The sequence below is a fragment of the Gemmobacter aquaticus genome, assembly GCF_007859075.1.
GTDB lineage: Bacteria > Pseudomonadota > Alphaproteobacteria > Rhodobacterales > Rhodobacteraceae > Gemmobacter > Gemmobacter aquaticus.
Genome location: NZ_VOAK01000020.1, coordinates 247,988 through 271,661 on the forward strand (window position 1 = coordinate 247,988; position 23,674 = coordinate 271,661).

Consider the following 23,674-nt stretch of genomic DNA (forward strand, 5'->3'; position numbering starts at 1 on the left):
TTGGCCGCGCGCGGAAATGCGGGGCCTAGACCTCTTCAACCATCAGAACACCCTGCATGGCCTTGATCGCCCCTTTGATCTGCGGCGTCACTGGGTAAAGATCGGGCAAGGTCAGGTCGATCTCGCGCCCCGTGTCATCGGGCACTGTCAGGATGATCTGGGCCTTGTTGCGCCCCGTAGCCTTTCCGCCCAGAAGCGTCGCAACCGAGCCTACGGCCTCGGGCCGGTCAAGGTGGATGCGCAGGTTCATGCCGCCTGCCTCGGCCGCGACGCTGTCGATGGGCTGCGCGGCGCGGGCCAAAAGCTTCAGCGTATCGCCCTCCAGATTGGCCTCGACGGTCAGGACGACATTCATGCCCGGCTCAAGGAAATCGCGCGCCTGCTCCAGCGTGTCGGAAAAGACCGTCACCTCGTAAAGCCCTGTCGGATCAGAGAGTTGCACAAAGGCAAAGCGGTTGCCCTTTGCGGATTTCCGCTCTTGCCGGCTGCTGACCGATCCTGCGATCTTACCCACCACCGGTCCACGCTCGCAGGCGGCGGCAAGCTCGGTCAGCGCCATCACCTTCTTGCGCTTCAAGGGCCCCATGTAGTCGTCCAGCGGATGGCCGGAAAGGTAAAAGCCGATCGCCTGATGTTCCTGTCCCAGCCGTTCGACCGGCAACCAGTCGTTGCGGTTGGGCAGGCGTGGCTCGGGGATATCGGACCCCGCCGCACCAAAGAGGCTGACCTGACTTGAGCCCTGCGCTTCATGCACAGCCGCCGAATAGGCCACCAGCGCATCCAGCGCATCGAACACCCGCGCGCGGTTGGGGTCGAGAGTGTCGAAACATCCCGCCCGCGCCAGCATCTCCAGCGGGCGCTTGCCGACGCGCTTCAGATCAACCCGGCGGGCAAAGTCGAACAGGGTGGCGAAGGGCCGCTCGCCCCCCTCGGCCCGTCGCGCCTCGACGATCAGGCGCATGGCGTCGACGCCCACGTTCTTCAGCGCCCCAAGGGCATAGACGACACGGCCGTCCTTCACGCTGAAGGTGGCAAGGCTGCGGTTCACGCACGGGGGCACGGTCGCGATGCCCAGCTTGTCGACCTCGCGTTTATAGATCGCCAGTTTGTCGGTCAGGTGGATATCGCAGTTCATGACGGCAGCCATGAATTCGACCGGGTGGTTGGCCTTCAGCCAGCCGGTCTGATAGCTGACCACCGCATAGGCCGCCGCGTGCGACTTGTTGAAGCCGTAGTTCGCGAATTTCTCGAGCAGGTCAAAGACTTCGCCTGCCTTCTTCTCGTCGATGCCGTGCGTGGCCTTGGCGCCCTGGATGAACTTGGGACGCTCTTTCGCCATTTCTTCGGCGATCTTCTTGCCCATGGCGCGGCGCAGAAGGTCGGCGCCGCCAAGGCTGTAGCCTGCCATGACCTGCGCGATCTGCATCACCTGTTCCTGATAGACGATGATGCCCTGGGTTTCGGCCAGGATCGGGTCGATGGTGGGGTGGAGCGATTCCAGCGGCCGCAGCCCGTGCTTGACCTCGCAATAGACGGGGATGTTCTCCATCGGCCCCGGACGATAAAGCGCCACCAGAGCCACGATATCTTCGATGCAGGTGGGCTTCATGCGCCGCAGCGCATCCATCATGCCAGAGCTTTCAACCTGGAACACCGCGACCGTCTTGGCCTGCGCATAAAGCTCATAGGTGGCCTTGTCATCGAGCGGGATGTGTCCGATGTCATTCTCTGCCCCCGGCTTGGGATCGTAAAGCCGCGTGCCATCCGCCGCCTCGTGCAACTGTCGCCCACCGCTGCGGATCAGGTCGATGGCGTTCTGGATCACGGTCAGCGTCTTCAGGCCCAGAAAGTCGAACTTCACAAGGCCCGCAGCCTCAACCCATTTCATGTTGAACTGGGTGGCGGGCATGTCCGACCGCGGGTCCTGATAGAGCGGCACCAACTGGTCCAGCGGCCGGTCCCCGATCACCACGCCCGCAGCATGGGTCGAGGCGTTCCGAAGCAGGCCCTCAATCTGCATGCCGTAGTTCAGCAGCCGGTCCACCACCTCTTCCGCCTTGGCGGCTTCACGCAGGCGCGGCTCGTCGGCCAGCGCCTTCTGGATCGAGACGGGTTTCACCCCCTCGACCGGGATCATCTTCGACAGCCGGTCCACCTGCCCATAGGGCATCTGCAGCACCCGGCCCACGTCGCGCACCGCGGCCTTGGACAGAAGCGCCCCAAAGGTGATGATCTGACCCACCTTGTCGCGCCCGTACTTGCCCTGCACATATCTGATCACCTCTTCCCGGCGATCCATGCAGAAGTCGATATCGAAGTCGGGCATCGACACACGTTCAGGGTTCAGGAACCGCTCGAACAGAAGCGCATAGCGCAGGGGATCTAGGTCGGTGATCGTCAACGCATAGGCCACAAGGCTGCCCGCGCCCGAGCCCCGGCCCGGGCCCACGGGGATATTGTGTTCCTTGGCCCATTTGATGAAATCGGACACGATGAGGAAGTAGCCCGGAAAGCCCATCTTCTCGATGATGTCCAACTCGAACTGAAGCCGGGCCTCGTATTCCTCGACCGGGGCTGCGTGGGGGATCACGGCAAGCCGCGCGCGCAACCCCTCCCAGCTCTGGCGGCGTAGCTCTTCAACCTCGTTGTCGGCAAAGCGCGGCAGCAGAGGAGCTATCTTTGCCGCCTTGTAGGCGCAGCGCCGCGCAATCTCGACCGTGTTTTCCAGCGCTTCGGGCAGATCGGCGAACAGCGCGCACATCTCTGCCTCGGACTTGAAGTAATGCTGCGGGGTAAGGCGCCTGCGCGGTTCGGCCTGATCGACATAGGCCCCCTCGGCGATGCAGATCAGCGCGTCATGCGCCTCATACATCTCGGCCTTGGGGAAGTAGACGTCGTTGGTGGCAACGAGCGGCAGCCCCTTGTCATAGGCGATCTCGACAAAGCCGCGCTCGGTTGCTGCCTCGGCCGCCATCAGCCTGCCGCCTTCGCCCGGATGGCGCTGCACCTCGATATAGAGCCGGTCCGAAAAGATCGCGGCCAGACGGTCGATCAGCGCCTCGGCCCGCGCACGGTTGCCGGTTTGCAGAAACTTGCCCACCGGCCCCTCGGCCCCGCCTGTCAGGCAGATCAGCCCTGCGGCATGGGCCTCAAGATCTTCCAGCGTCAGATGCGGCAGCTGCCCCTTTTTCTCGACGTAAAGGCAGGTCGAAAGCCGCATCAGGTTCAGATACCCCGCCTGGGACTGTGCGAGCAGCACGATCGCCGCAGGCGGTCGCGGCTTTTCACCCAGCCGGGCCGGATCGTGCATCAGGCTGAACTGGCAGCCGACAATCGGTTGCACCCCGGCCCCGGCCGCGATGGTCGAAAACTCCAGCGCCGCGAACATCGCGTTGGTGTCGGTGACCGCCACCGCAGGCATGTTCTGCGCGGCGCAGAGCCCCACGAGTTTCTTGACCGGCACCGCGCCTTCCAGCAGCGAGTATTCGGTATGGACGCGCAGGTGAATGAATCGGACGGGATCTGACATGGGGGGCAGAGTAGCGGAGCGGCGCGATGGGCAAAAGCGCCAAGGCGTCAGCCGCCATCGTCAATCCTCAGCTGTTCAGGCGCGACTCCCATCCAGCTACCCTTGCCTTCAACGATGATCGTCATGCCGGGACGCAGCTTTTCGCGATAGCCGTCGGGCACCCGGCAGAGCTCGGCGAAAGACGGCATATCCTGCAAGCTGACCGCGTCTTTACAGAATTTGGTGTGCCCGTAATCTGGATCATTCACAACGAACTTGTGCGCCACCTGCTCTCCGTGGAAAGCTGCATGGATCGCCGGAACGCCGAGGCGCACAATGTTCATGATGCCCGGATGGAACATCAAGCCTAACAGGACCATCCACAACACCTTCTTGGTGATTGCCGCGTCGCGCGCGCTTTGATCTTTCCAATGCTGCACCGGCGGAGTGGCCATAACGACCACAACGAGCATCATTGCTGCCCATGCCAATGACGCCAGCATCGCGACCGTGCCGGATGCCTCCAGCCATGCCTGCGTGGGCAGCCATTTCCCGCGATTGAACAACACCAGAACGGCCAGCAACGGAGTAAGCATCAAGACGACAAAACAGGCAGCCCTCACAGGCCAGGGCAGGCGCGCGATCCACGGCGGGGCATAGTAGGGTTGCTGCTCGGCTGATGCCTCATTACTTTCCATGAGACTAACTCCTGTTGTGCGTTCCGCAGGCTCCATATACGTCGTACCGGAATCAAGCGACATCTCAAGGCATCGCAGTTCCCGAAAACCGCCTACTTTCCGGGCAGGCGACGCCCTATTCTTCGGCAAATCCATTAACTCCTTTCGTGGATCGCGCAAAGGTTCTGCTTGCCTTGGGGGCGGCTTGGGTTTCTCCTATCATCAACCAGAACAAGGCCGGTCCCCTCTTACGCCGCATCGGAGGGAGCCCACCAAGGCCAAGGGGAGTAACGCGGCGGGACTGTTAATGACCGGGATCGCGTTTCTGCTGAACGGGACGCCGGTGCGGCTTGGCGAGATTTCTCCCACGCGCACCCTTTTGGATTTTCTGCGCGAAGACAAGCGCCTCACCGGCACGAAAGAGGGCTGCAACGAAGGGGATTGCGGCGCCTGCACGGTGATTGTGACGGATCAGGCCGGGCCGCGGGCCATGAATGCCTGTATCCTGTTCCTGCCGCAACTCGATGGAAAATCCGTCCGCACTGTTGAAGGTGTTGCCGGGCCCGATGGCCAGTTGCACCCGGTCCAGCAGGCGCTCGTCGACCATCATGGCAGCCAGTGCGGCTTTTGCACGCCGGGATTCGTGACCTCGATGGCGGCAGCCCATACGCAAGGTCGCCAGGACCATGATGTTGTTCTGGCCGGCAACCTCTGCCGCTGCACCGGCTATGCGCCCATTGTCCGCGCCGCCAAGGCTGCCGAGGCAATGGCGGTGCCGGCCTGGATGACTGATCCTGATCTTTCCTTTTCCCAAATATCCCCGGAGGGGTCCGGGGAGGCAGGCAGCCTCACCGGGGCTTTCCGCCCCACGACGTCGGATGCACTTGCTGATTGGTATGCCCATAACACCGACGCCACGCTGATCGCGGGGGCGACCGATGTCGGCCTCTGGGTCACCAAGCAGCTGAAAGACTTGCCCAAGGTCGCGTTTCTGAACGGCATCTCCGATCTGCGCCAGATTACGGCCGGGGCAGACGGCACCCTTCGGATCGGCGCGGGTGTCACGCTCACCGATCTGCGTGCGGCAATGGCCGGTCCGCACCCGCATTTCGCCGCGATGCTGACGCGCTTTGCGTCCGAACAGGTGCGCAATGCCGCAACCATCGGGGGCAACATCGCCAATGGCTCGCCCATCGGGGATGGCCCGCCTGCGCTGATCGCGATGGATGCCCGCCTGCATCTGCGCAAGGGCAATGCGCGGCGCGAGATCGCGCTTGAGGATTTCTTCCTCGACTACCACAAGCAGGACCGCCAGCCGGGCGAGTTTGTCGAGGCAGTGACCATTCCCGGGGCGGCACCGGGGCTGCGCTGCTACAAGCTGTCCAAGCGCTTTGATCAGGATATCTCTGCGGTGCTCGGCGCGTTCAATGTGACCGTCCAGGATGGGATCATCACGGCCGCCCGCATCGCCTTTGGCGGTATGGCGGGCATTCCCAAGCGCGCATCCGCGATGGAGTCCGCGCTTGTCGGCCAGCCCTTTGCGCTTGCCGCCTTCGAGGCTGCGAAAGCCGCCGCGTCACAGGACTTCACGCCGCTGACCGATATGCGTGCGAGTGCGGCGTATCGGCTGGAGGCTGCGGGCAATATGGCGATCCGCTATTTCCATGATCTGTCGGGCGTTGCCGCTGACGTGCTGGAGGTTCGCGCATGAGCATCGGCAAACCCCTTCCGCATGACGCAGCCCCCCTGCATGTGACGGGCGAGGCCCGCTATACCGATGACATCCCGCTGCCCGCAGGTGCCCTCCATCTGGCATTTGGTCAGTCGAGCTGTGCACATGGCGAGATCACCGCGATCGATCTTGCCGCCGTGCGCGCGGCCGAGGGTGTGGTTGCGGTCTTTTCGGCCGAGGACTGGCCCGAGATGCCGGATTGCTCGCCCAGCCTTGGGGACGAGCCGCTTCTGGCGACGGGTGAGGTGCATTTCGTCGGCCAGCCGGTGTTTCTGGTCGTGGCCGAAAGCCATCTGGCGGCCCGGCGCGCAGCCCGGCTTGGACGCATCACCTATGCTGAACGCCCCGCACTGCTGACGCGGGATCAGGCGCTTGCGGCAAACAGCCGCTTTGAGGGCGGCCCGGTGATCTGGAGCCGTGGCGATGCCGCCTCGGCCATTGCCACGGCCCCGCATGTGGTCGAGGCCGATTTCGAGGTCGGCGGGCAAGAGCACTTCTACCTTGAAGGCCAGGTCGCCGCGGCGCTGCCGCAAGAGGGCGGCGATATGGTGGTCTACAGCTCCACCCAGCACCCGACCGAGATCCAGCACAAGGTGGCCCACGCCCTGCACCTGCCGATGAGCGCGGTCCGGGTCGAGGTGCGCCGCATGGGCGGCGGCTTTGGCGGCAAGGAGAGCCAGGGCAACCATCTCGCGATTGCCTGCGCCATGGCCGCTCGTGCCACGGGGCGGCCCTGCAAGATGCGCTATGATCGCGATGACGACATGGTCATCACCGGCAAGCGCCACGACCTGCGGGTTCGTTATCGCGCGGGCTTTGATGCGCAAGGCAAGATCCTTGGGATCGAGTTTCAGCACCTGATCCGCTGCGGCTGGTCGCAAGACCTGTCGCTGCCGGTGGCAGACCGGGCGATGCTGCATGCCGACAACGCCTATTTCCTTGGAAATGTGCGGATCGAGTCGCATCGGCTGCGCACCAACACCCAGTCGAACACCGCCTATCGCGGCTTTGGCGGGCCGCAGGGGGTGGTCGGGATCGAGCGCGTGGTCGACCACATTGCCCATACCCTGAAGCTTGATCCGGTCACGGTGCGGCGGCGGAACTTCTACGCTGAGATGGCAGAGGGGGGGGCGTCTGCCGCTCAGGCCTCTGGCGTTCTCCCCGAAAGTGCTTTGGCCAAAGTGAAAGCCGAAGGGTTCGCTGCAAAGGCAGAGGCACCGGGGACGGGCCATCGCTATGGCGCGGCACATTCGCCAAAGGCCGAGGTGCAGACCACACATTACGGCATGCCGGTTCAGGACTTTGTGCTGCGCGGGATGCTGGATGAACTGGAGCGGACCTCGGACTATCAGGCGCGCCGGACCGAAATCGCGCGCTGGAATGCGGGCTCGCCAATCCTGAAGCGCGGGATCGCCCTGACGCCGGTGAAGTTCGGGATCTCGTTCACCCTGACCTGGCTCAATCAGGCTGGCGCGTTGGTCCATGTCTATCAGGACGGCTCTATCCGGTTGAACCACGGCGGGACCGAGATGGGGCAGGGGCTGTTCCTGAAGGTGGCGCAGGTGGCGGCCTCGGTCTTCGGGGTCGATGTCGGCCAGGTGAAGATCACCGCCACGGATACGGCCAAGGTGCCCAATACCTCGGCCACGGCGGCCTCCAGCGGGTCTGACATGAACGGAATGGCGACGCAGGCGGCCTGCATCACGATCCGCGACCGCCTTGCGGGGTTCATAGCCGACCGGCATCAGGCAGATGCGGCGACGGTCCGGTTCGAGGACGGCCAGATCAAGGTTGCGGGCGAGAGCTATGACTTTGCCCAGGTTGTCAGCTGGGCCTATCAGGCGCGCATCTCGCTCTCATCGACCGGGTTCTATGCGACACCCAAGATCAGCTGGGACCGGGTCAAGGGGCAGGGGCGGCCGTTCCTCTATTTTGCCTACGGGGCCGCGGTGACCGAGGTGGTCATCGATACTTTGACGGGAGAGAACCGCATCCTGCGCACCGACATCCTGCATGACACCGGTGCCAGCCTGAACCCGGCGATCGATATCGGGCAGGTCGAAGGCGCTTACGTGCAGGGCGCGGGCTGGCTGACGACAGAAGAGCTGGTCTGGGATGGCAAGGGGCGTCTGATGACCCATGCCCCGTCGACCTACAAGATCCCGGCCTGTTCTGATCGGCCCCCGGTGTTCAACGTGGCGCTTTGGGGCCGCGTAAATCCGGAAGATACAGTGGGCAGGTCCAAAGCTGTGGGCGAGCCGCCCTTCATGCTGGGCATCTCGGCACTGATGGCGCTGTCCGATGCGGTTGCGGCCTGTGGCGACGGCTCTGTCTATCCGGCGCTGGATGCGCCCGCGACGGCCGAACGCGTTCTCTGGGCGGTGCGGAGGCAGCAGGGTCATGTTTGATCGGCAGGAGCTTTTGGCCGCGCTGGCCGCGCATGGCCGCGTGGTGCGTGTCGTGATCGCCGAGGTACAGGGCTCTTCCCCGCGCGAGGTGGGGGCGTCGATGCTGGTCTGGGAAAACGGCCAATCGGGCACCATCGGCGGCGGCGCGCTGGAGCATCTGGCCACCGGTTGGGCGCGAGAGATGCTGACGACGGGGCAGGCACAGCGGTTTGACCGGGTGCCGCTTGGTCCGGGCATCGGGCAGTGCTGCGGCGGGGCGGTGGCACTATTGTCCGAGGTCTTCGTGGCCGGTGCCTCGGTGCCAGAGGATGTGCTGGCGCGTCCGGTGCGCGGCGCAGGCGACATGCCACTTGCCGTCAAACGGCTGATCGCGATGCGTCGCGGGCAGGGCGTGGCGCCGGTTGCGCAACTGGTGCAGGGCTGGTTCGTCGAACCTGTCATCAGTCCCACCCGGCAGATCTGGATCTGGGGGGCGGGTCACGTCGGGCGGGCGCTGGTTTCGGTGCTCGCGCCCCTGCCTGATCTTGCGATCACCTGGATCGACACGGCGCCAGAGCGGTTTCCCGAAGTGATCCCGGCGGGGGTGACGGCGGTGCCCGTGGCCGACCCGACCGCGCTGGTCGCGCATGCGCCGCTCGGGGCCGAGCATCTGGTGATGACCTACTCGCACGCGATGGATCTGGAACTGTGCCACCGGATACTCGCGCACGGATTTGGCCGCCTTGGCGTGATCGGCTCGGCAACAAAATCGGCGCGTTTCCGGGCACGTCTGCACGGTCTGGGGCATTTGCCGCAGGACGTGGCGCGCATTGCCTGTCCGATTGGCGACAAACGCCTTGGAAAACATCCGCAGGCCATCGCACTTGGTGTGGCAACGGCTTTGCTGACGCAGAACGAAAAAGAAAAAAACCGCGGGGAGATAGCGGGATGAACGCAAATGCTGGCGCGGAGCTTCTGCGCATCGATGGAGTGACCAAGGCCTATCCGGGTGTCATCGCCAATAGCGACGTATCCTTTTCGATCCGCGAGGGCGAAGTGCACGCGTTGCTTGGCGAAAACGGCGCAGGCAAGTCGACCTTGGTCAAGATGATCTACGGGCTGATCAAGCCTGACTCGGGCCATATGGTCTGGCGTGGCGAGGCTTATGCCCCGGCAAAACCCAGCATGGCGCGAACGGCCGGTGTCGCCATGGTTTTCCAGCATTTTAGCCTGTTCGAGGCGCTGGATGTGGCCGAGAACGTCGCACTCGGGATGGAAAACCCGCCGCCCATGCGCGAACTCGCGGCGCGTATTCGGGCGGTGTCCGAGGAATACGGGCTGCCCCTTGATCCGGGCCGTATGGTGGGCGACCTTTCGGCGGGCGAGCGTCAGCGCGTAGAAATCATCCGTTGTCTGCTGCAGTCGCCAAAACTACTTATCATGGATGAGCCGACCAGCGTTCTGACCCCGCAAGAGGTGGAGATCCTGTTCGAAACCCTTCGCAAGCTGAAGGCCGAAGGCACATCGATCCTCTACATCTCGCACAAGCTGGAAGAGATCCGCAGCCTGTGTGACGAGGCAACGATCCTGCGGCGTGGCAAGGTGGTTGCGACCTGCACGCCGCGCGAAAAAACCGCGCGAGAATTGGCGGAAATGATGGTCGGGGCCACGCTGACCCCGCCCGAACGCCGGGCTGGCGAGAAGGGCGAGGTGGCGCTTGGCGTCTCTGACCTGTCGCTGGCCTCGCCGATCCCCTTCGGCACCAGTCTCAAGGGCATCAGCTTCGCTGTCTCGAAGGGCGAGGTTCTTGGGATTGCCGGGGTGGCTGGCAACGGGCAGGACGAGCTTTTGCTGGCGCTTTCGGGCGAGATTACAACCGAGCCTGACCGTATCCGCATCCATTCCCATCCGGTTGGCGATCTGGGCCCGGTTGAGCGGCGCAAGGCCGGTCTTGTGGCTGCGCCGGAAGAACGGCTGGGGCACGCGGCGGCGCCGAACATGTCGCTCACGGAGAATGCGTTGCTGTCAGGTGCGGTGCGCAAGGGGTTGACCCGGAATGGCTTTATCGACTGGGCAGGGACCGAAAGCTTCGCCCGCGCCATCATCGAGGGTTTCGACGTGCGCACGCCCGGTACACATGTTGCGGCCCGCGCATTGTCCGGAGGCAACTTGCAGAAGTTCGTGATCGGTCGCGAGCTGATGCAAGACCCCGAGGTAATCGTGATCAACCAGCCCACCTGGGGTGTGGACGCAGCCGCGGCAGCGTCAATCCGGCAGGCCATCCTTGACCGCGCGGCCGCAGGCGCAGCCGTCGTCGTCATCAGCCAGGATCTCGATGAGCTTCTGGAGATTGCCGATACCTTTGCCGCGCTGAACGAGGGGCGGATGACGCGGCCTCGCCCGGTCGAAGGCCTGAGCATCGAAGAGATCGGGCTGATGATGGGCGGCGCTCACGGGATGGAGGTGGCGCATCATGGTGCATGATCACCTCGCACATGTCTGGCGGGCACATCGCCTGTCTCTCAAATCGCCTTGCGCACAAGGAAACTTCGCAATGAACACTGCAGGGGGGGCGCACCAATGCTGAGACTTGAGAAACGCCCCACGCCGTCCGTGTTCTGGAGCCGGGCGACGCCGGTTCTGGCCGTGGCGCTGACCATGATTGCGGGCAGCGTGATGTTTGCCGTACTTGGCAAGAACCCGTTCGAGGCAATCCGCACCATCTTCTGGGACCCGCTGTTCGGCGAATTCGCCTGGTATCTGCGCGGGCAGCTTCTGGTGAAGGCTGGTCCGCTGGTGTTGATCGCGGTGGGGCTGAGCCTCGGCTTCCGTGCAGGCATCTGGAACATCGGGGCCGAAGGGCAGTACATCATGGGCGCCGTCATCGGCGCGGCGGTGGGTCTTGCGGTCTATCCGACCGAAAACAGGCTGATCTTTCCGGTGATGATCGTTGCCGGCGCTCTTGGCGGATGGGCCTGGGCGATGATCCCGGCGATCCTGAAGACGCGCTTCAACACCAACGAGATCCTCGTTTCGCTGATGCTGGTCTATGTGGCGCAGACCATTCTCGCCATGGCCTCGACCGGCTTCCTGAGGAACCCAGAAGGTGCAGGCTTTCCGGGCAGCCGCAACTTTTCAAGCTACCCGGCGGCGGCCAACCCCGAACTGATCGCAGGCTCGGGTCTGCACTGGGGTGGTGTTGCGGCGCTCGCGACGGTGGTTGCCGCCTATGTGCTGTTGCAGCGCCACATCCTTGGCTTCCAGATCAAGCTGGCGGGGCAGGCACCACGCGCGGCGCGTTATGCGGGGGTAAAGCCCGAGCGGCTGGTTCTCTTCTGCATGGGGGTCGCAGGCGCCTTGGCCGGGATGGCTGGGCTGTTCGAGGTGACGGGTCCGGCCGGGCAGATCTCGATCGACTTCAACGTGGGATACGGTTTCACCGCGATTATCGTGGCCTTCCTTGGACGCCTGAATCCGATAGGCATCCTGCTGGCCGGACTTCTGATGGCGCTGACCTACATTGGCGGCGAGATGGCCTCGACCAACCTTGGTCTGCCCTCGGCGGCGATCCAGGCCTTCCAGGGGATGCTTCTGTTCTTCCTGCTGGCCTGTGACCTTCTCACCAATTTCCGTATCCGTCTGGCCCAAGTGGAGGCGCGCTGATGTTCGGTAGCATTGATCCGGCCCTGCTGATTTCAGCGCTGATGGTGGCCTCTGTCCCGATCCTGCTTGCCGCGATCGGCGAGCTGGTGGTCGAGCGGGCTGGCGTTCTGAACCTCGGTGTCGAGGGGATGATGATCATGGGGGCAATCTGCGGCTTCATCACCGCAGTCGAAAGCGGAAGCCCCGCCTTGGGCTTTATCGGTGGGGCAGCCGGCGGCGCGATCCTGAGCCTGCTGTTTGCTCTTCTCACGCAGGTCATGCAGGCCAATCAGGTGGCCTCGGGGCTGGCGCTGACGTTGTTCGGGCTGGGCCTGTCTTCCTTGCTCGGGCAGGGCTACGTCGGGATCAAGCCGCCCCTGACCGGCAGCGTCCCCTTTGGGCCGCTCGCTGACATCCCGTTCTTCGGCAAGGTCTTGTTTTCGCACGATCCCTTCGTCTATCTCTCAGTCGCGATCGTGGCTGCGGTCTGGGCATTTCTCAAGTTCACACGTGGCGGGCTGATCCTGCGTGCGGTGGGCGAAAGCCATGACGCGGCGCATGCGCTAGGGTACAAGGTGCAACGCATCCGGCTGCTGGCGATCCTGTTCGGTGGGGCGATGGCGGGTCTGGGCGGGGCCTATCTGAGCCTCGTACGGGTGCCGCAATGGGTGGACGGAATCACCGCAGGCGCGGGTTGGATTGCACTTGCGATCGTGGTCTTCGCCAGCTGGCGGCCGTGGCGCGCGCTTCTTGGCGCCTGGCTTTTCGGCGGTATCACCCAATTGCAGCTGAACCTGCAAGCAGCGCAGGTGCCGATCCCGGTCGAGTACTTGTCGATGTCGCCCTATCTGATAACCATTCTGGTGCTGGTGGTCATGTCCTCGGGCCGCGGACGGGCTTCGCTGAACGCACCGGCCTGCCTGGGACAGAATTTCCACGCTGCGCGATAAGGCGCGGCCAATCATCAACCGGGGCTGAGTGCCCCTACAGGGAGAATACGAATGAAACGCAGACAGCTTCTGGCCACGGCCGCACTGGGCCTGTCGATGGCCTTTGGCGGCGCCGCACTGGCGCAGGACAAGACGAAGGCCTGTTTCGTCTATGTCGGCCCCATCGGTGACGGCGGCTGGACCTTCCAGCACCATCAGGGCGCGCTCGATGTGCAAAAGACCTTTGGCGACAAGGTCGAGATTGCATGGCAGGAAAATGTACCCGAGGGTGCTGACGCCGAGCGCGTGCTGACCCAGATGGCACTTGGCGGCTGCGACATCATCTTCACCACCTCCTTCGGTTACATGGACGCGACCAATGCCGTGGCCAAGAAGTTCCCGAACGTGAAGTTCGAACATGCGACCGGCTTCAAGCGCGAGGCGCCCAACGTCTCGACCTATAACGCGCGCTTCTATGAAGGCCGTGCCGTTCAGGGCCATATCGCGGGCAAGATGACCAAGTCGAACAAGATCGGCTACATCGGCTCGTTCCCGATCCCCGAAGTCGTCATGGGTATTAACTCGTATTACCTGCATGCCAAGAAGGTGAACCCGGATGTCGAGCTGTCGGTCGTCTGGGCCTTCACCTGGTTCGACCCGGCAAAAGAGGCCGATGCCGCCAAGGCCCTGATCGATCAGGGCGTTGACGTGATTGCAAGCCACACCGATTCGACCGCCCCGCTGGCCGAGGCCGCCAAGACCGGCGGCAAGGTCATCGGCTTTGGTCAGGCCAGCGACATGGCTGACTACAAGCCCAGCCCGCGCGTGTCGTCGATCATCGACAACTGGGGTCCCTATTACGTGAAGCGCGTCGGCGCGCTGCTTGATGGCACCTACGCCCAGGCCGATGCCTGGGAAGGCATCGCGGGTGGCGAAGTGCTGATCGGTGAAATCACCGACGCGATCCCGGCCGACGTGAAAGCCGAGGCCGAGGCGCTGCGCGATTCGATCGGGGCAGGCACCTATCACCCGTTCACCGGCCCGATCAACAAGCAGGACGGCAGCCCTTGGCTCGCCGAAGGCGCGACTGCGCCTGATGGCGACCTTCTCGGCATGAACTTCTACGTCGAGGGCATCTCGGGCGAAATCCCGAAGTAATCTGACCGGAACGAACCAGAAGGCCCGTCCACCCGGCGGGCCTTCATTCACCTCCATTCAATTCATATATGCGAATATGAATTGAAACTCTTGCCGACACGTGCCAGAACAGCCCGGCAAGATCAAGGAGATGAACATGGCCTACAAGGACAAGATCGTGGACATGCGCAACGAATTGCGCGTGATGAACAAGCTCATCCCCGATGCGATGGCAGGATTTGGTGCGCTGTCAAAGGCGGCCAAGGACAACGGCCCGCTTGGCATCAAGGAAAAGGAATATGTGGCGCTCGGCATCGCGATTTCGCAACGTTGCGAGCCCTGCATCAACTTCCACGTCGAGGCGCTGATGAAGGCGGGCGGCACGCGGGAAGAACTGGGCGACGTGCTTTCGATGTCGATCCAGATGGGCGGTGGCCCGGCCGTGATGTATGCAGCCCACGCGCTGGCCTGCTGGGACGAACTCACAGGCGCCTGATCGTTCCGAAGTGGCATTCGCGGTTTCCTGCTGCCGGTGCCCATGTCGCAAGAATGGGCCGTGACAAGTCAGGCGGCATCGGCGACGATGCGTCTGACTGCACGAGCCTGAGGACAAGATGCGCCTGACCATCCCCGCCCTGATCGCCACCCTGATGCTTTCGGCCTGTGGTGGCGGGGGGGATCGTGTTGACCGGGCCGCCTTTGTCAGCGTCCCGCCCGGTGAGATCGTGCGCCCGAACTTCTCGGATTCGGACCCCCATCCCGAACTCGTCTCGGTTACACGCAGCCATCCGGTACACGGGATTGATGTCGCGCGGTTCCAGACCTCGATTGACTGGAAATCGGCGCGGGCAAGCGGCGTCAACTTCGCATTCATCAAGGCAACCGAGGGCGGCGACCGGGTGGACGAGATGTTCCGTTCGCACTGGCGCGGCGCCGATGCAGCCGGCGTACGGCGTGGCGCCTATCACTTCTTCTATCACTGCCGGTCCCCCGAAGAGCAGGCACGCTGGTTCTTCAAGCAGGTTCCGCGGCGTTCCGGTGACCTACCGCCGGTCATTGACATGGAGTGGACGCCGACCAGCCCCACCTGCACCATCCGCCGTGCCCCCGAAGTGATCCGCGCCGACGCACAGGTGCTGATCCGGATGTTCACGGAACATTACGGCACGGCGCCGATCCTCTATACCACCGTGGACTTTTATGAAGACAACCAGATGTACAAGCTGTCTGGCGTGGACTTCTGGCTTCGCTCGGTCGCGGCGCACCCGTCCGACCGCTATCCGGGCCAGCACTGGGCCTTCTGGCAGTATACCTCGACCGGCCAGATCCCGGGCATCGCGGGCGATGTGGATATCAATGTCTTTGCCGGCAACGAAACGGCCTGGGCTGACTGGCTGTCGCGCCGCGCCCAGCCTTGAGCGAGGGTAGGGGGGCTGTCTGCCCCCCTCGGCGAGAAACTCGCCTCACCCCCCGAGGATATTTCCGAAAGGAAAGCCCGCACACTCGCGCGTTTCCTTTCCCAAATATCCTCGGGGGAAGCGCCGCAGGCGCGCGGGGGCGGACAGCCCCCGTCGACAGTGCAAATCCGGCGCTGGCGTCTGGACCCGCACGCGGGCCTTGCGTATAAGGCAGCCATGATGACCAGTCGCGCATTCGTCCATCGAATTAGCGGCCCGGCGCGCTGACGAGCGGCCGGGTTACGATCCATTATGCGGCGCAGATACGCCGCCTACTCCCGACATATCCGAAGGACGCCTTTACGATGTGCGCCGACACGCTGGAAACCGCCGACCCGAAATACCCTGTCTTCCTGCCCGAAACCGAATTCCCGATGCGCGCGGGCCTGCCGCAGCGCGAGCCGGGCTGGCTGAACCGCTGGAATGAGATCGGCATCTATGATCGCCTGCGCGAGAAGGCCAAGGACGGCACGCGCAAGCCCTTTACCCTCCACGATGGCCCGCCCTACGCGAACGGGCACCTGCATATCGGGCACGCGCTGAACAAGATCCTCAAGGACTTCATCGTGCGTAGTCAGCAGATGCTGGGCCATGACGCGCGCTATGTTCCCGGATGGGACTGCCATGGCCTTCCGATCGAATGGAAGATCGAGGAGCAGTACCGTGCCAAGGGGCTGAACAAGGACGACGTCGATGTCGTGGCCTTCCGTCAGGAATGCCGCAAGTTCGCCGAGGGCTGGATCGACATCCAGCGCGAGGAGTTCAAGCGCCTTGGCGTTACCGGCAACTGGGCCGACCCGTACCTGACCATGGACTACCATGCCGAGGCGGTGATCGCCGACGAGTTCATGAAGTTCCTGATGAACGGCACGCTCTATCAGGGCTCCAAACCCGTCATGTGGTCGCCGGTCGAGAAAACCGCGCTGGCCGAGGCCGAGGTGGAGTATCACGACCACACGAGCCATATGGTTTGGGTGCGTTTCCCGGTTGTTGCGGTGGGTGTCGACTCGTTCGCTGCTGAGGCTGGTGGCACCCTTGTAGGCTCATCGGTAGTGATCTGGACAACGACTCCCTGGACCATCCCGCAGAACCGTGCGGTTGCTCATGGTCATGGTAACGGCATCGAATACAGTGTCTTCACCGTGACGGCTGTCGCTGATGGCTCGCTGGCAAACGTTGGCGAACGCATCATCGTTGCGGAGAAGCTCGCCGATACCGTAAAGGCGGCTGCGAAGATCGAGAGCTGGGATGAAGGACGGCCGGTCAACGGAGATGCCCTCAATTCCATGACCCTTGCCCACCCCTATCGCGGGATCGAGGGCGGCAACGGCGAGTGGGACTTTGACGTGCCCATGCTGCCGGGCGATCATGTCACCGATGATGCGGGCACGGGCTTTGTGCATACCGCGCCCTCGCACGGGGATGACGACTATCAGCTTGGCCTGAAGTTCGGCCTGCCGATGACCTACAACGTCGAGGCGGACGGCAGCTATCGCACCGACCTGCCGCTGTTTGGCGGGCAGGCGATCATCACGGCGGAGGGCAAGGAAGGCCCGGCCAACGTCTCGAACATCAAGGCGATGCACGGGGCGGGGGCGCTCTTTGCCAAGGGCAAGCTCAAGCACAGCTACCCGCATTCTTGGCGGTCGAAGGCGCCTCTGATCTTCCGCAACACGCCGCAATGGTTTGCCGCGATCGACCGAAAGATCGATGATGGCATGGGCACCTATGGCGACACGATCCGCACCCGCGCTCTGAACTCGATCAACCAGCTGGTGCAGTTCACGCCCGTCTCTGGCCGCAACCGTTTGCATTCAATGATCGAGGCGCGGCCCGACTGGGTGCTGTCGCGCCAGCGGGCATGGGGCGTGCCGCTGACCTGCTTTACCAAACGCGGTGCCAAGCCCACCGACCCGGACTTCCTGCTGCGCAATGCAGAGGTGAATGCCCGCATCCTCGCCGCCTTTGAGGCTGAAGGCGCGGATGTTTGGTATGTGCAAGGATTCAAGGAAAAGATGCTGTCCGGCATCGTGAATCCGCAAGATTATGAACAGGTCTTCGATGTGCTCGATGTGTGGTTCGACAGTGGTTCGACCCACGCCTTCGTGCTGCGGGACCGGCCGGACGGGTCTGCGGACGGCTTGGCTGACCTCTACCTTGAGGGCACGGACCAGCACCGCGGCTGGTTCCATTCCTCGCTTCTGCAGGCCTGCGGCACCAAGGGCCGTGCACCCTATCGGGGTGTACTGACCCACGGCTTCACGCTGGATGAGAAGGGCATGAAGATGTCCAAATCTCTCGGCAATACCGTGGCGCCGCAGCAGGTGATTGACGAATACGGCGCCGATATCCTGCGCCTGTGGGTGGCGCTGTCGGACTACACCGTGGACCTGCGCATCGGGAAGGAAATCCTGAAGGGCGTTGCCGACAGCTATCGCCGGCTGCGCAATACCATGCGCTACATCCTCGGCAACCTTGCAGGCTTTGCCGAGGCCGAGCGCCTGCCCGTGGCAGAGATGCCCGAGTTGGAGCAATGGGTGCTGCACCGTCTCGCTGAACTGGATACCGAGGTGCGCAAAGGCTATGCGGCCTATGACTTCCAGGGCGTGTTCCAGCGGCTTTTCACCTTCTGCACGGTCGACCTGTCGGCGGTCTACTTCGACATCCGCAAGGATGTTCTCTACTGCGACAGCCCCGACTCGACCCGCCGCCGCGCCGCGCGGACGGTGCTGGACATCCTGTTCCACCGCCTGACGGCATGGCTTGCACCGATCCTCGTCTTCACCATGGAAGAGGTCTGGCTGGAGCGTTTCCCGGGCGATAGCTCGTCGATCCACCTGCAGGACATGCCCGACACGCCGAAGGACTGGCTGAATGAGCCACTGGCGGCAAAATGGGCGCAGATCCGTCAGGCCCGCCGCGTGGTGACGGCCGCGCTTGAGGTGCAGCGCACCGCCAAGGTGATCGGCGCCAGCCTCGAGGCCGCGCCGGTGGTGCATGTGGAGGACGCCGCAATGCTGGCGGCGCTGAAATCAGTCGATTTCGCGCAGGTCTGCATCACCTCGGCCATTCAGGTGACGGCGGATCCGGCCCCGAACGAGGCGTTCCGCCTGCCGGAAGTTCCGGGTGTGGCCGTGGTCTTCGAAACCGCCGAGGGCGAGAAATGCGCGCGGTGCTGGCAGATCCTGCCGGATGTGGGCAGCCACAAGCACCCGCACACCTGCGCTCGCTGCAACGACGCACTGGGCTGAGCCGGTATAGAGTTTGCAAAGGGGCGCGCCTGAGGTGCGCCCCTTTTGCGTTTGCGCGGCACCCATGCGATGTTGGCCTCCATGGACGCAACCTTGCACACCCCCTTCGGCCCGGTTTCTCTGCGTGAACGAGATGGCGTGCTGATCGCCCTCGACTGGGCGCCGGGTCGGGTTGCGCCTTCGCCTCTGGTGGCCGAGGGGTTGCATCAACTGGCCGAGTACTTTGACGGCAAGCGCGCGGCGTTTGATCTGCCGCTGGATTGGGGGCAGGGAATCCATGCCCAGGTGCGACACGCAATGGCCGCTATCCCTTTGGGTGAGACGCGCACCTACGGCGAGATCGCGCGGCAGATCGGGGCGCCCCCGCAGGCCGTGGGGCAGGCCTGCGGGGCCAATCCACTGCCGATCCTGATCCCGTGCCACCGCGTTCTTGGGCGCAATACGCTGGGCGGTTTCTCTGCGCCCGGTGGTGTCGAGACCAAGGTCGCGCTGCTGCGCTTTGAAGGTGCGGCAGGCCTATTGATCTGAAACGCCGGTTTCCGTCGCAAACGGGATTGCAGTCACGCCCGGCCAAGCCTAACGCTTGGGCAAAGGCGGGCAGGGGCAGCGATTGAGCATCTGGATACTTCTGGCGGTTCTGGGCGCGGCCTTCCTGCATGCGCTGTGGAACGCGCTGATCAAGGTCGGCACCTCGCGCATTGGCGCCATGGTGGTCCTGTCGGTCGCCGAGGTGCCAATCGGATTGGCCATCGCCCTGCCGCGCCCGGCGATGAACACCGAGGCCTGGCCCTGGGTGATCGCTGCGGGATGCACCCATTTTTTCTACAAATCCTTTCTGGTATTCGCCTATGATCGGGGCGATCTGAGCCGGGTCTATCCGTTGGCACGCGGAGCCGCGCCCCTTGCCGTGGCATTGATCGGGGCAGCGTTTCTGGCTGACGATGTGTCCGGTCCGCAATACGCCGGCATCGCGCTGTTGGCCTGCGGTATCGCGCTGATGGCGCGCGGGGTCTTTACCGACAACGAGAGCCGCCATCTCATCCCCTTCGCGCTTGGGTCGGCTGCCGCGACGGCGACCTATACGCTACTGGACGGGTTGGGCGCGCGTGTGTCGGGCGATGCGATTGCCTATGTCGCCTGGGTGTTCGTGGCAGACGGGCTGATCTTCACCATCGGCAGCCTGATGTGGCGCGGGTGGGGCGTGGTGCCGATGCAGCCAAAGGTCTGGGTGGTTGGCAGCTTTGCCTCGCTCGCCTCTTACGGCGCCTATGCCATCTCGATCTGGGCGATGACGGTCGCGCCGATCGCGGTGGTGGCGGCGCTGCGCGAGACCTCGATCCTGTTTGCCGTGCTGATCGGCTGGCTCGTCTTTGGCGAAAGGATGACCCGCGACAAGGCCATCGCATCGGGACTGATCGTGGTCGGCATCATCGTGACGCGGCTTTAAAGGTCGAACAGCCCGCCTTGCGCCGGGGCCGAGGGCGGGTCGATCCCGATATGGCGCCAGGCTTTTGCGGCCAGCATCCGTCCGCGCGGCGTGCGCTGGATCAATCCCTGCTGCAGAAGGTAGGGCTCGATCACCTCCTCAATCGCGTCACGGCTTTCCGACAGGGCTGCGGCAATGGTTTCCACCCCCACCGGCCCGCCGCCATAGTTCTCGGCCAAGAGCAGCATGTAGCGCCGGTCAGCTCCATCAAGACCGAGGTTATCGACCCCCATGCGGGTCAGCGCGCGGTCGGCAATTTCGCGGGTAAGCCGACCGTCGCCCTCAACCGTGACGAAATCGACGACGCGGCGCAGCAGTCGCCCGGCGATACGTGGCGTGCCACGGGCGCGGCGCGCAATCTCGCGCGTGCCATCGGGCAGGGGATCGATCCCCAGAAGGCGGGCGCCGCGGGTCACGATATGGTCAAGCTCATCCTCGGTGTAGAACTGAAGCCTCGTCGGAATCCCGAAACGGTCCCGCAACGGTGTCGTCAGCAGGCCAAGCCGGGTTGTGGCGCCCACCAGAGTAAAGGGCTGCAGGTCAATCCGCACAGTGCGCGCGGCCGGGCCTTCCCCGATCACCAGATCCAGGGCGAAATCCTCCATCGCCGGATAAAGCACCTCTTCCACGACGGGGGACAGGCGGTGGATCTCGTCGATGAAAAGCACATCGCGTGGTTCAAGATTGGTCAGGATCGCCGCCAGATCGCCAGGCTTTGCCAGAACCGGGCCGGAGGTCATGCGGAACCCGACGCCCAGTTCCCGCGCCATGATCTGCGCGAGCGTCGTCTTTCCCAGACCGGGAGGGCCATGGAACAGCGTGTGATCCATCGCCTCGCCCCGCATCCGGGCGCTTTCGATGAAGATGCGCAGATTGGCCCGTGCCTCGGCCTGTCCGACAAAATCCGATAGCGCCTGCGGGCGCAGCGCGCGGTCGGTATCTTCCGGCAGGCGTTCGGGGCGAAGGGCGGGTTCGGATTGCGTCATGGCGGAACAATCCCCGAACGCGGGCCGTTTGGCAAGGGCAGGGATCAGCGCAGCCGACGACCTGACCGGGGGATAGAGGATCGGGCGACGGATCGATCGTTTTCCGACAGACCCGGCTGCGGCATGTCTTGCCCTGCCATGGCGACAAGGGCTGCGATGCGGTTCTCGGTCGCGGGGTGGGTCGAAAACAGCGCATCCCGACGATGGGCGTGCAGCGGGTTGATGATGAACATATGGGCCAGCGCCGGATTGGCCTCGGCCTGCCGATTGTCGATACCCTTGGCGAAATGGTCGATCTTGCGCAGTGCCGAGGCAAGCCACAGCGGCTGACCGCAGATCTCTGCGCCCATACGGTCGGCCTCGTATTCTCGGCTGCGCGAGATCGCCATCTGCACGATCGCCGCGGCCATCGGGGCGAAGATCATCACCAGAAGCGTGCCCAGCACGCCGCCTTCACGGTTTCGGCCGCCAAAGAAAAAGGCAAAGTTCCCCAGCATACCGATAGCGCCCGCCATGGTGGCAGTGATCGTCATGATCAGCGTGTCATGGTTGCGGATATGTGCCAGCTCATGCGCCATGACGCCCGCGATTTCCTCGGGCGTCAGACGTTGGAGGAGGCCGGTCGAGGCCGCCACCGCCGCATTCGCCGGGTTCCTGCCGGTTGCAAAGGCGTTCGGTTGATCGCTGTCGATCACATAGACCGCAGGCCGGGGCATGCCCGCACCATCAGCAAGCCGGTAGACCAGCCTCACATATTCGGGTGCTGTCGCCTCGCTGACCAGCCGCGCGCCGGTCATGGACAGAACCGCGCGGTCGCTGTTCCACCACGTCATCAGGTTCATCACGGCGGCGATGACCAATGCGATCAGCGCGCCGTTCGATCCGCCTATCAAGCCACCCACCGCCATGAACAGGCCGGTCATCGCAGCCATCAGCAGGGCTGTCTTGAAATATCCGCTCATGCCACACCTCCGCCGGTGGATATGGGCAGAGGATAGCGCAGGCTCAACCCTTCGGCATCAGCAGTTTCAGCGCCCGGCGGATCAATTCTGGCGTCTCTGCCTCGGGCGCCTCGCCTGCGATGGTGGCCACCGCCTGTGCCGCATCGGATTGCGAATAGCCCAGGTTCAACAGCGCCGACAGCGCATCTGCGCTGTGATTGGCGCGCGCGGCCGTCGGGGCGGTCTTGCGCGGGGTGGCCTTCGACGCCGCGGGCGTCTCGATCACCGCGTCCAGCGCGGGTTCGGCCATCAGGCTGCCCCCCATCGCCATGACGGCGGGCGCTTTCGCTTTCAGCTCCATCACCACGCGCTGCGCGATCTTGGGGCCGATGCCGGGGGCCGCCTGTATCGCGCGTGCATCACCCAGCGTGATCGCCCGGCCCGCCCCTTCGGCCCCAAGCGCGCCGAGGATCGACATCGCGGCCTTGGCGCCTACGCCCTGCACAGTCGTCAGCAAGCGGTGCCATTCCTTTTCCAGCAGGGTCGGAAATCCATAGAGCTGCAGCAGGTCCTCGCGCACCACGAGTTCGGTGTAAAGCGCGCAGGCCTCTCCAACGCCGGGCAGGGCGGCAAGGGTGCGGTCGCTGACATGAACAATGTAGCCCACACCGCGCACGTCGATCAGAACATGGTCCGCCGCGCGATAGTCGATCCGTCCGGAAATCTTGCCAATCATTCCGCCGCCCTTTGCAACGCAGCCTGCAACCGACCGCTCGATTGACAGTGATGCGCATGACATATCGCAACCGCAAGGGCATCGGCCGCATCGGGGCCTGCTATCCGAACCCCCGGCAGATGCAGGCGCACCATGTGGTCAATCTGCACCTTGGCGGCATGGCCCACGCCCACCACGGTCTTTTTCACCGCGTTCGGCGCATACTCCCCGACCTCCAGCCCAAACTGGGCGGGCACCAATAGCGCGATACCACGGGCTTGCCCCAGCTTCAGCGTGGCGACCGCGTCCTTGTTGACGAAGGTATGCTCAACGGCTGCCGTTTCTGGCAGGTGCTCGCGAAATACCTCGGTCAATTGGGTGTGCAGGCTGCAAAGGCGCCGGGCCAGATTGCCGTCGCCGGCGTCGGAATGGCAGATCCCGTTGGCGACATGCGTAATACGGGCACCATTGACCGCGATCACGCCCCAGCCAAGGTTGCGCAACCCCGGATCGATTCCTATCACCCGCATCTTGTTCCTGCCCGTGCCTGGATGTTCTAGTTTTGTGCGAAACTAGCACGAAGCAAGAACATCGGCCAAGCGGAAATCCAATTCGGACGTTGCCCCCGCCCCGCCCCCCCGATTCCGACGCATTGCGCGGAATTGGCGACACCTGCCCGCCGTGCATGTGCAGAAAACTTGCAAACCCGTTGTTTTCTAGCCTGCGAGCCATGCGTTTTCTGCAACTGCGCAATGCGATGGCGTGCGTTGCCGTTCATCTTCTGCCCGACTATCTAACGCTCACCAGACAGAAATGCCTTCTGTCT

18 protein-coding genes are annotated in these 23,674 nt (G+C 63.8%); 12 read left to right on the forward strand and 6 right to left on the reverse strand.

What is annotated here, in order from left to right; translation table 11 throughout:
• Window positions 1-25 precede the first annotated feature (25 nt).
• Both dnaE and FQU74_RS10925 read right to left on the reverse strand, forming a co-directional pair.
• Window positions 26-3,529 (reverse strand): DNA polymerase III subunit alpha, encoded by a 3,504-nt coding sequence (gene dnaE, locus FQU74_RS10920; protein ID WP_146286496.1) that lies wholly within the window; start codon window positions 3,527-3,529, stop codon window positions 26-28.
• A 47-nt stretch (window positions 3,530-3,576) separates the two neighbouring features.
• Window positions 3,577-4,269, reverse strand: coding sequence for a hypothetical protein (locus tag FQU74_RS10925; protein ID WP_146286497.1), 693 nt, complete (start codon window positions 4,267-4,269; stop codon window positions 3,577-3,579).
• A 223-nt stretch (window positions 4,270-4,492) separates the two neighbouring features.
• On the opposite strand from FQU74_RS10925, the gene xdhA reads away from it, so the two are divergent.
• The 12 genes from xdhA to FQU74_RS10985 all read left to right on the forward strand — a co-directional run bounded on the left by xdhA (window position 4,493) and on the right by FQU74_RS10985 (window position 20,167).
• Window positions 4,493-5,896: a xanthine dehydrogenase small subunit gene (gene xdhA / locus FQU74_RS10930; RefSeq protein ID WP_146286498.1), complete on the forward strand. Its 1,404-nt coding sequence runs from the start codon at window positions 4,493-4,495 to the stop codon at window positions 5,894-5,896.
• Window positions 5,893-8,325, forward strand: coding sequence for a xanthine dehydrogenase molybdopterin binding subunit (gene xdhB / locus FQU74_RS10935; RefSeq protein WP_146286499.1), 2,433 nt, complete (start codon window positions 5,893-5,895; stop codon window positions 8,323-8,325). The genes xdhA and xdhB overlap by 4 nt, the downstream gene beginning before the upstream one ends.
• Window positions 8,318-9,256 carry a xanthine dehydrogenase accessory protein XdhC gene (gene xdhC / locus FQU74_RS10940; RefSeq protein ID WP_146286500.1) on the forward strand — a complete coding sequence of 313 codons (939 nt, stop codon included), beginning with the start codon at window positions 8,318-8,320 and terminating at the stop codon, window positions 9,254-9,256. The genes xdhB and xdhC overlap by 8 nt, the downstream gene beginning before the upstream one ends.
• A complete protein-coding gene (locus FQU74_RS10945; RefSeq protein WP_146286501.1) occupies window positions 9,253-10,788 on the forward strand; it encodes an ABC transporter ATP-binding protein in 1,536 nt (511 codons plus the stop codon). Before xdhC ends, FQU74_RS10945 begins: the two co-directional genes overlap by 4 nt.
• Before the next feature lie 96 nt (window positions 10,789-10,884).
• Window positions 10,885-11,967 (forward strand): ABC transporter permease, encoded by a 1,083-nt coding sequence (locus FQU74_RS10950; RefSeq protein ID WP_146286502.1) that lies wholly within the window; start codon window positions 10,885-10,887, stop codon window positions 11,965-11,967.
• Window positions 11,967-12,896, forward strand: a complete 930-nt coding sequence (locus tag FQU74_RS10955) for an ABC transporter permease (protein ID WP_146286503.1) — start codon at window positions 11,967-11,969, stop codon at window positions 12,894-12,896. Before FQU74_RS10950 ends, FQU74_RS10955 begins: the two co-directional genes overlap by 1 nt.
• 51 nt (window positions 12,897-12,947) lie before the next feature.
• The gene (locus FQU74_RS10960) at window positions 12,948-14,033 is read left to right on the forward strand and encodes a BMP family ABC transporter substrate-binding protein (protein WP_146286504.1); all 1,086 of its coding nucleotides are present in this window, start codon (window positions 12,948-12,950) and stop codon (window positions 14,031-14,033) included.
• A 136-nt stretch (window positions 14,034-14,169) separates the two neighbouring features.
• Complete coding sequence (locus tag FQU74_RS10965; protein WP_146286505.1) at window positions 14,170-14,508, forward strand: carboxymuconolactone decarboxylase family protein; 339 nt, start codon at window positions 14,170-14,172, stop codon at window positions 14,506-14,508.
• Between the two features lie 118 nt (window positions 14,509-14,626).
• On the forward strand, window positions 14,627-15,430 hold the full coding sequence (locus tag FQU74_RS10970) for a glycoside hydrolase family 25 protein (RefSeq protein WP_146286506.1): 804 nt from the start codon (window positions 14,627-14,629) through the stop codon (window positions 15,428-15,430).
• Between the two features lie 344 nt (window positions 15,431-15,774).
• Complete coding sequence (ileS, locus tag FQU74_RS10975; RefSeq protein WP_146286507.1) at window positions 15,775-18,720, forward strand: isoleucine--tRNA ligase; 2,946 nt, start codon at window positions 15,775-15,777, stop codon at window positions 18,718-18,720.
• Between the two features lie 81 nt (window positions 18,721-18,801).
• Window positions 18,802-19,248 (forward strand): methylated-DNA--[protein]-cysteine S-methyltransferase, encoded by a 447-nt coding sequence (locus tag FQU74_RS10980; RefSeq protein ID WP_146286508.1) that lies wholly within the window; start codon window positions 18,802-18,804, stop codon window positions 19,246-19,248.
• Window positions 19,249-19,330: 82 nt separating this feature from the next.
• A complete protein-coding gene (locus tag FQU74_RS10985) occupies window positions 19,331-20,167 on the forward strand; it encodes a DMT family transporter (RefSeq protein ID WP_146286509.1) in 837 nt (278 codons plus the stop codon).
• On the opposite strand, the gene ruvB is transcribed toward FQU74_RS10985, so the two are convergent.
• Genes ruvB through ruvC form a run of 4 tightly spaced genes read right to left on the reverse strand, consistent with a single transcriptional unit; the run spans window position 20,164 to window position 23,378 of the window.
• Window positions 20,164-21,192, reverse strand: coding sequence for a Holliday junction branch migration DNA helicase RuvB (ruvB, locus tag FQU74_RS10990; protein WP_146286510.1), 1,029 nt, complete (start codon window positions 21,190-21,192; stop codon window positions 20,164-20,166). The two genes, FQU74_RS10985 and ruvB, sit on opposite strands and share 4 nt — an antisense overlap.
• 44 nt (window positions 21,193-21,236) lie before the next feature.
• Window positions 21,237-22,154, reverse strand: coding sequence for a zinc metalloprotease HtpX (gene htpX / locus FQU74_RS10995; protein WP_146286511.1), 918 nt, complete (start codon window positions 22,152-22,154; stop codon window positions 21,237-21,239).
• A gap of 43 nt (window positions 22,155-22,197) precedes the next feature.
• Entirely contained in the window at window positions 22,198-22,869 is a 672-nt protein-coding gene (gene ruvA, locus FQU74_RS11000) for a Holliday junction branch migration protein RuvA (RefSeq protein WP_146286512.1), read from the reverse strand.
• Complete coding sequence (gene ruvC, locus FQU74_RS11005) at window positions 22,866-23,378, reverse strand: crossover junction endodeoxyribonuclease RuvC (RefSeq protein ID WP_146286513.1); 513 nt, start codon at window positions 23,376-23,378, stop codon at window positions 22,866-22,868. Before ruvC ends, ruvA begins: the two co-directional genes overlap by 4 nt.
• Window positions 23,379-23,674: the final 296 nt, after the last annotated feature.

Coding starts and splice junctions, on each gene's coding strand:
- FQU74_RS10945 (WP_146286501.1), top strand. CDS start 9,253: ATGAACGCAAATGCTGGCGCGGAGCTTCTGCGCATCGATGGAGTGACC.
- ileS (WP_146286507.1), top strand. CDS start 15,775: ATGTGCGCCGACACGCTGGAAACCGCCGACCCGAAATACCCTGTCTTC.
- ruvB (WP_146286510.1), bottom strand. CDS start 21,192: ATGACGCAATCCGAACCCGCCCTTCGCCCCGAACGCCTGCCGGAAGAT.
- FQU74_RS10950 (WP_146286502.1), top strand. CDS start 10,885: ATGCTGAGACTTGAGAAACGCCCCACGCCGTCCGTGTTCTGGAGCCGG.
- dnaE (WP_146286496.1), bottom strand. CDS start 3,529: ATGTCAGATCCCGTCCGATTCATTCACCTGCGCGTCCATACCGAATAC.
- xdhA (WP_146286498.1), top strand. CDS start 4,493: ATGACCGGGATCGCGTTTCTGCTGAACGGGACGCCGGTGCGGCTTGGC.
- FQU74_RS10960 (WP_146286504.1), top strand. CDS start 12,948: ATGAAACGCAGACAGCTTCTGGCCACGGCCGCACTGGGCCTGTCGATG.
- ruvA (WP_146286512.1), bottom strand. CDS start 22,869: ATGATTGGCAAGATTTCCGGACGGATCGACTATCGCGCGGCGGACCAT.
- FQU74_RS10980 (WP_146286508.1), top strand. CDS start 18,802: ATGGACGCAACCTTGCACACCCCCTTCGGCCCGGTTTCTCTGCGTGAA.
- FQU74_RS10970 (WP_146286506.1), top strand. CDS start 14,627: ATGCGCCTGACCATCCCCGCCCTGATCGCCACCCTGATGCTTTCGGCC.
- htpX (WP_146286511.1), bottom strand. CDS start 22,154: ATGAGCGGATATTTCAAGACAGCCCTGCTGATGGCTGCGATGACCGGC.
- FQU74_RS10955 (WP_146286503.1), top strand. CDS start 11,967: ATGTTCGGTAGCATTGATCCGGCCCTGCTGATTTCAGCGCTGATGGTG.
- xdhB (WP_146286499.1), top strand. CDS start 5,893: ATGAGCATCGGCAAACCCCTTCCGCATGACGCAGCCCCCCTGCATGTG.
- xdhC (WP_146286500.1), top strand. CDS start 8,318: ATGTTTGATCGGCAGGAGCTTTTGGCCGCGCTGGCCGCGCATGGCCGC.
- ruvC (WP_146286513.1), bottom strand. CDS start 23,378: ATGCGGGTGATAGGAATCGATCCGGGGTTGCGCAACCTTGGCTGGGGC.
- FQU74_RS10925 (WP_146286497.1), bottom strand. CDS start 4,269: ATGTCGCTTGATTCCGGTACGACGTATATGGAGCCTGCGGAACGCACA.
- FQU74_RS10965 (WP_146286505.1), top strand. CDS start 14,170: ATGGCCTACAAGGACAAGATCGTGGACATGCGCAACGAATTGCGCGTG.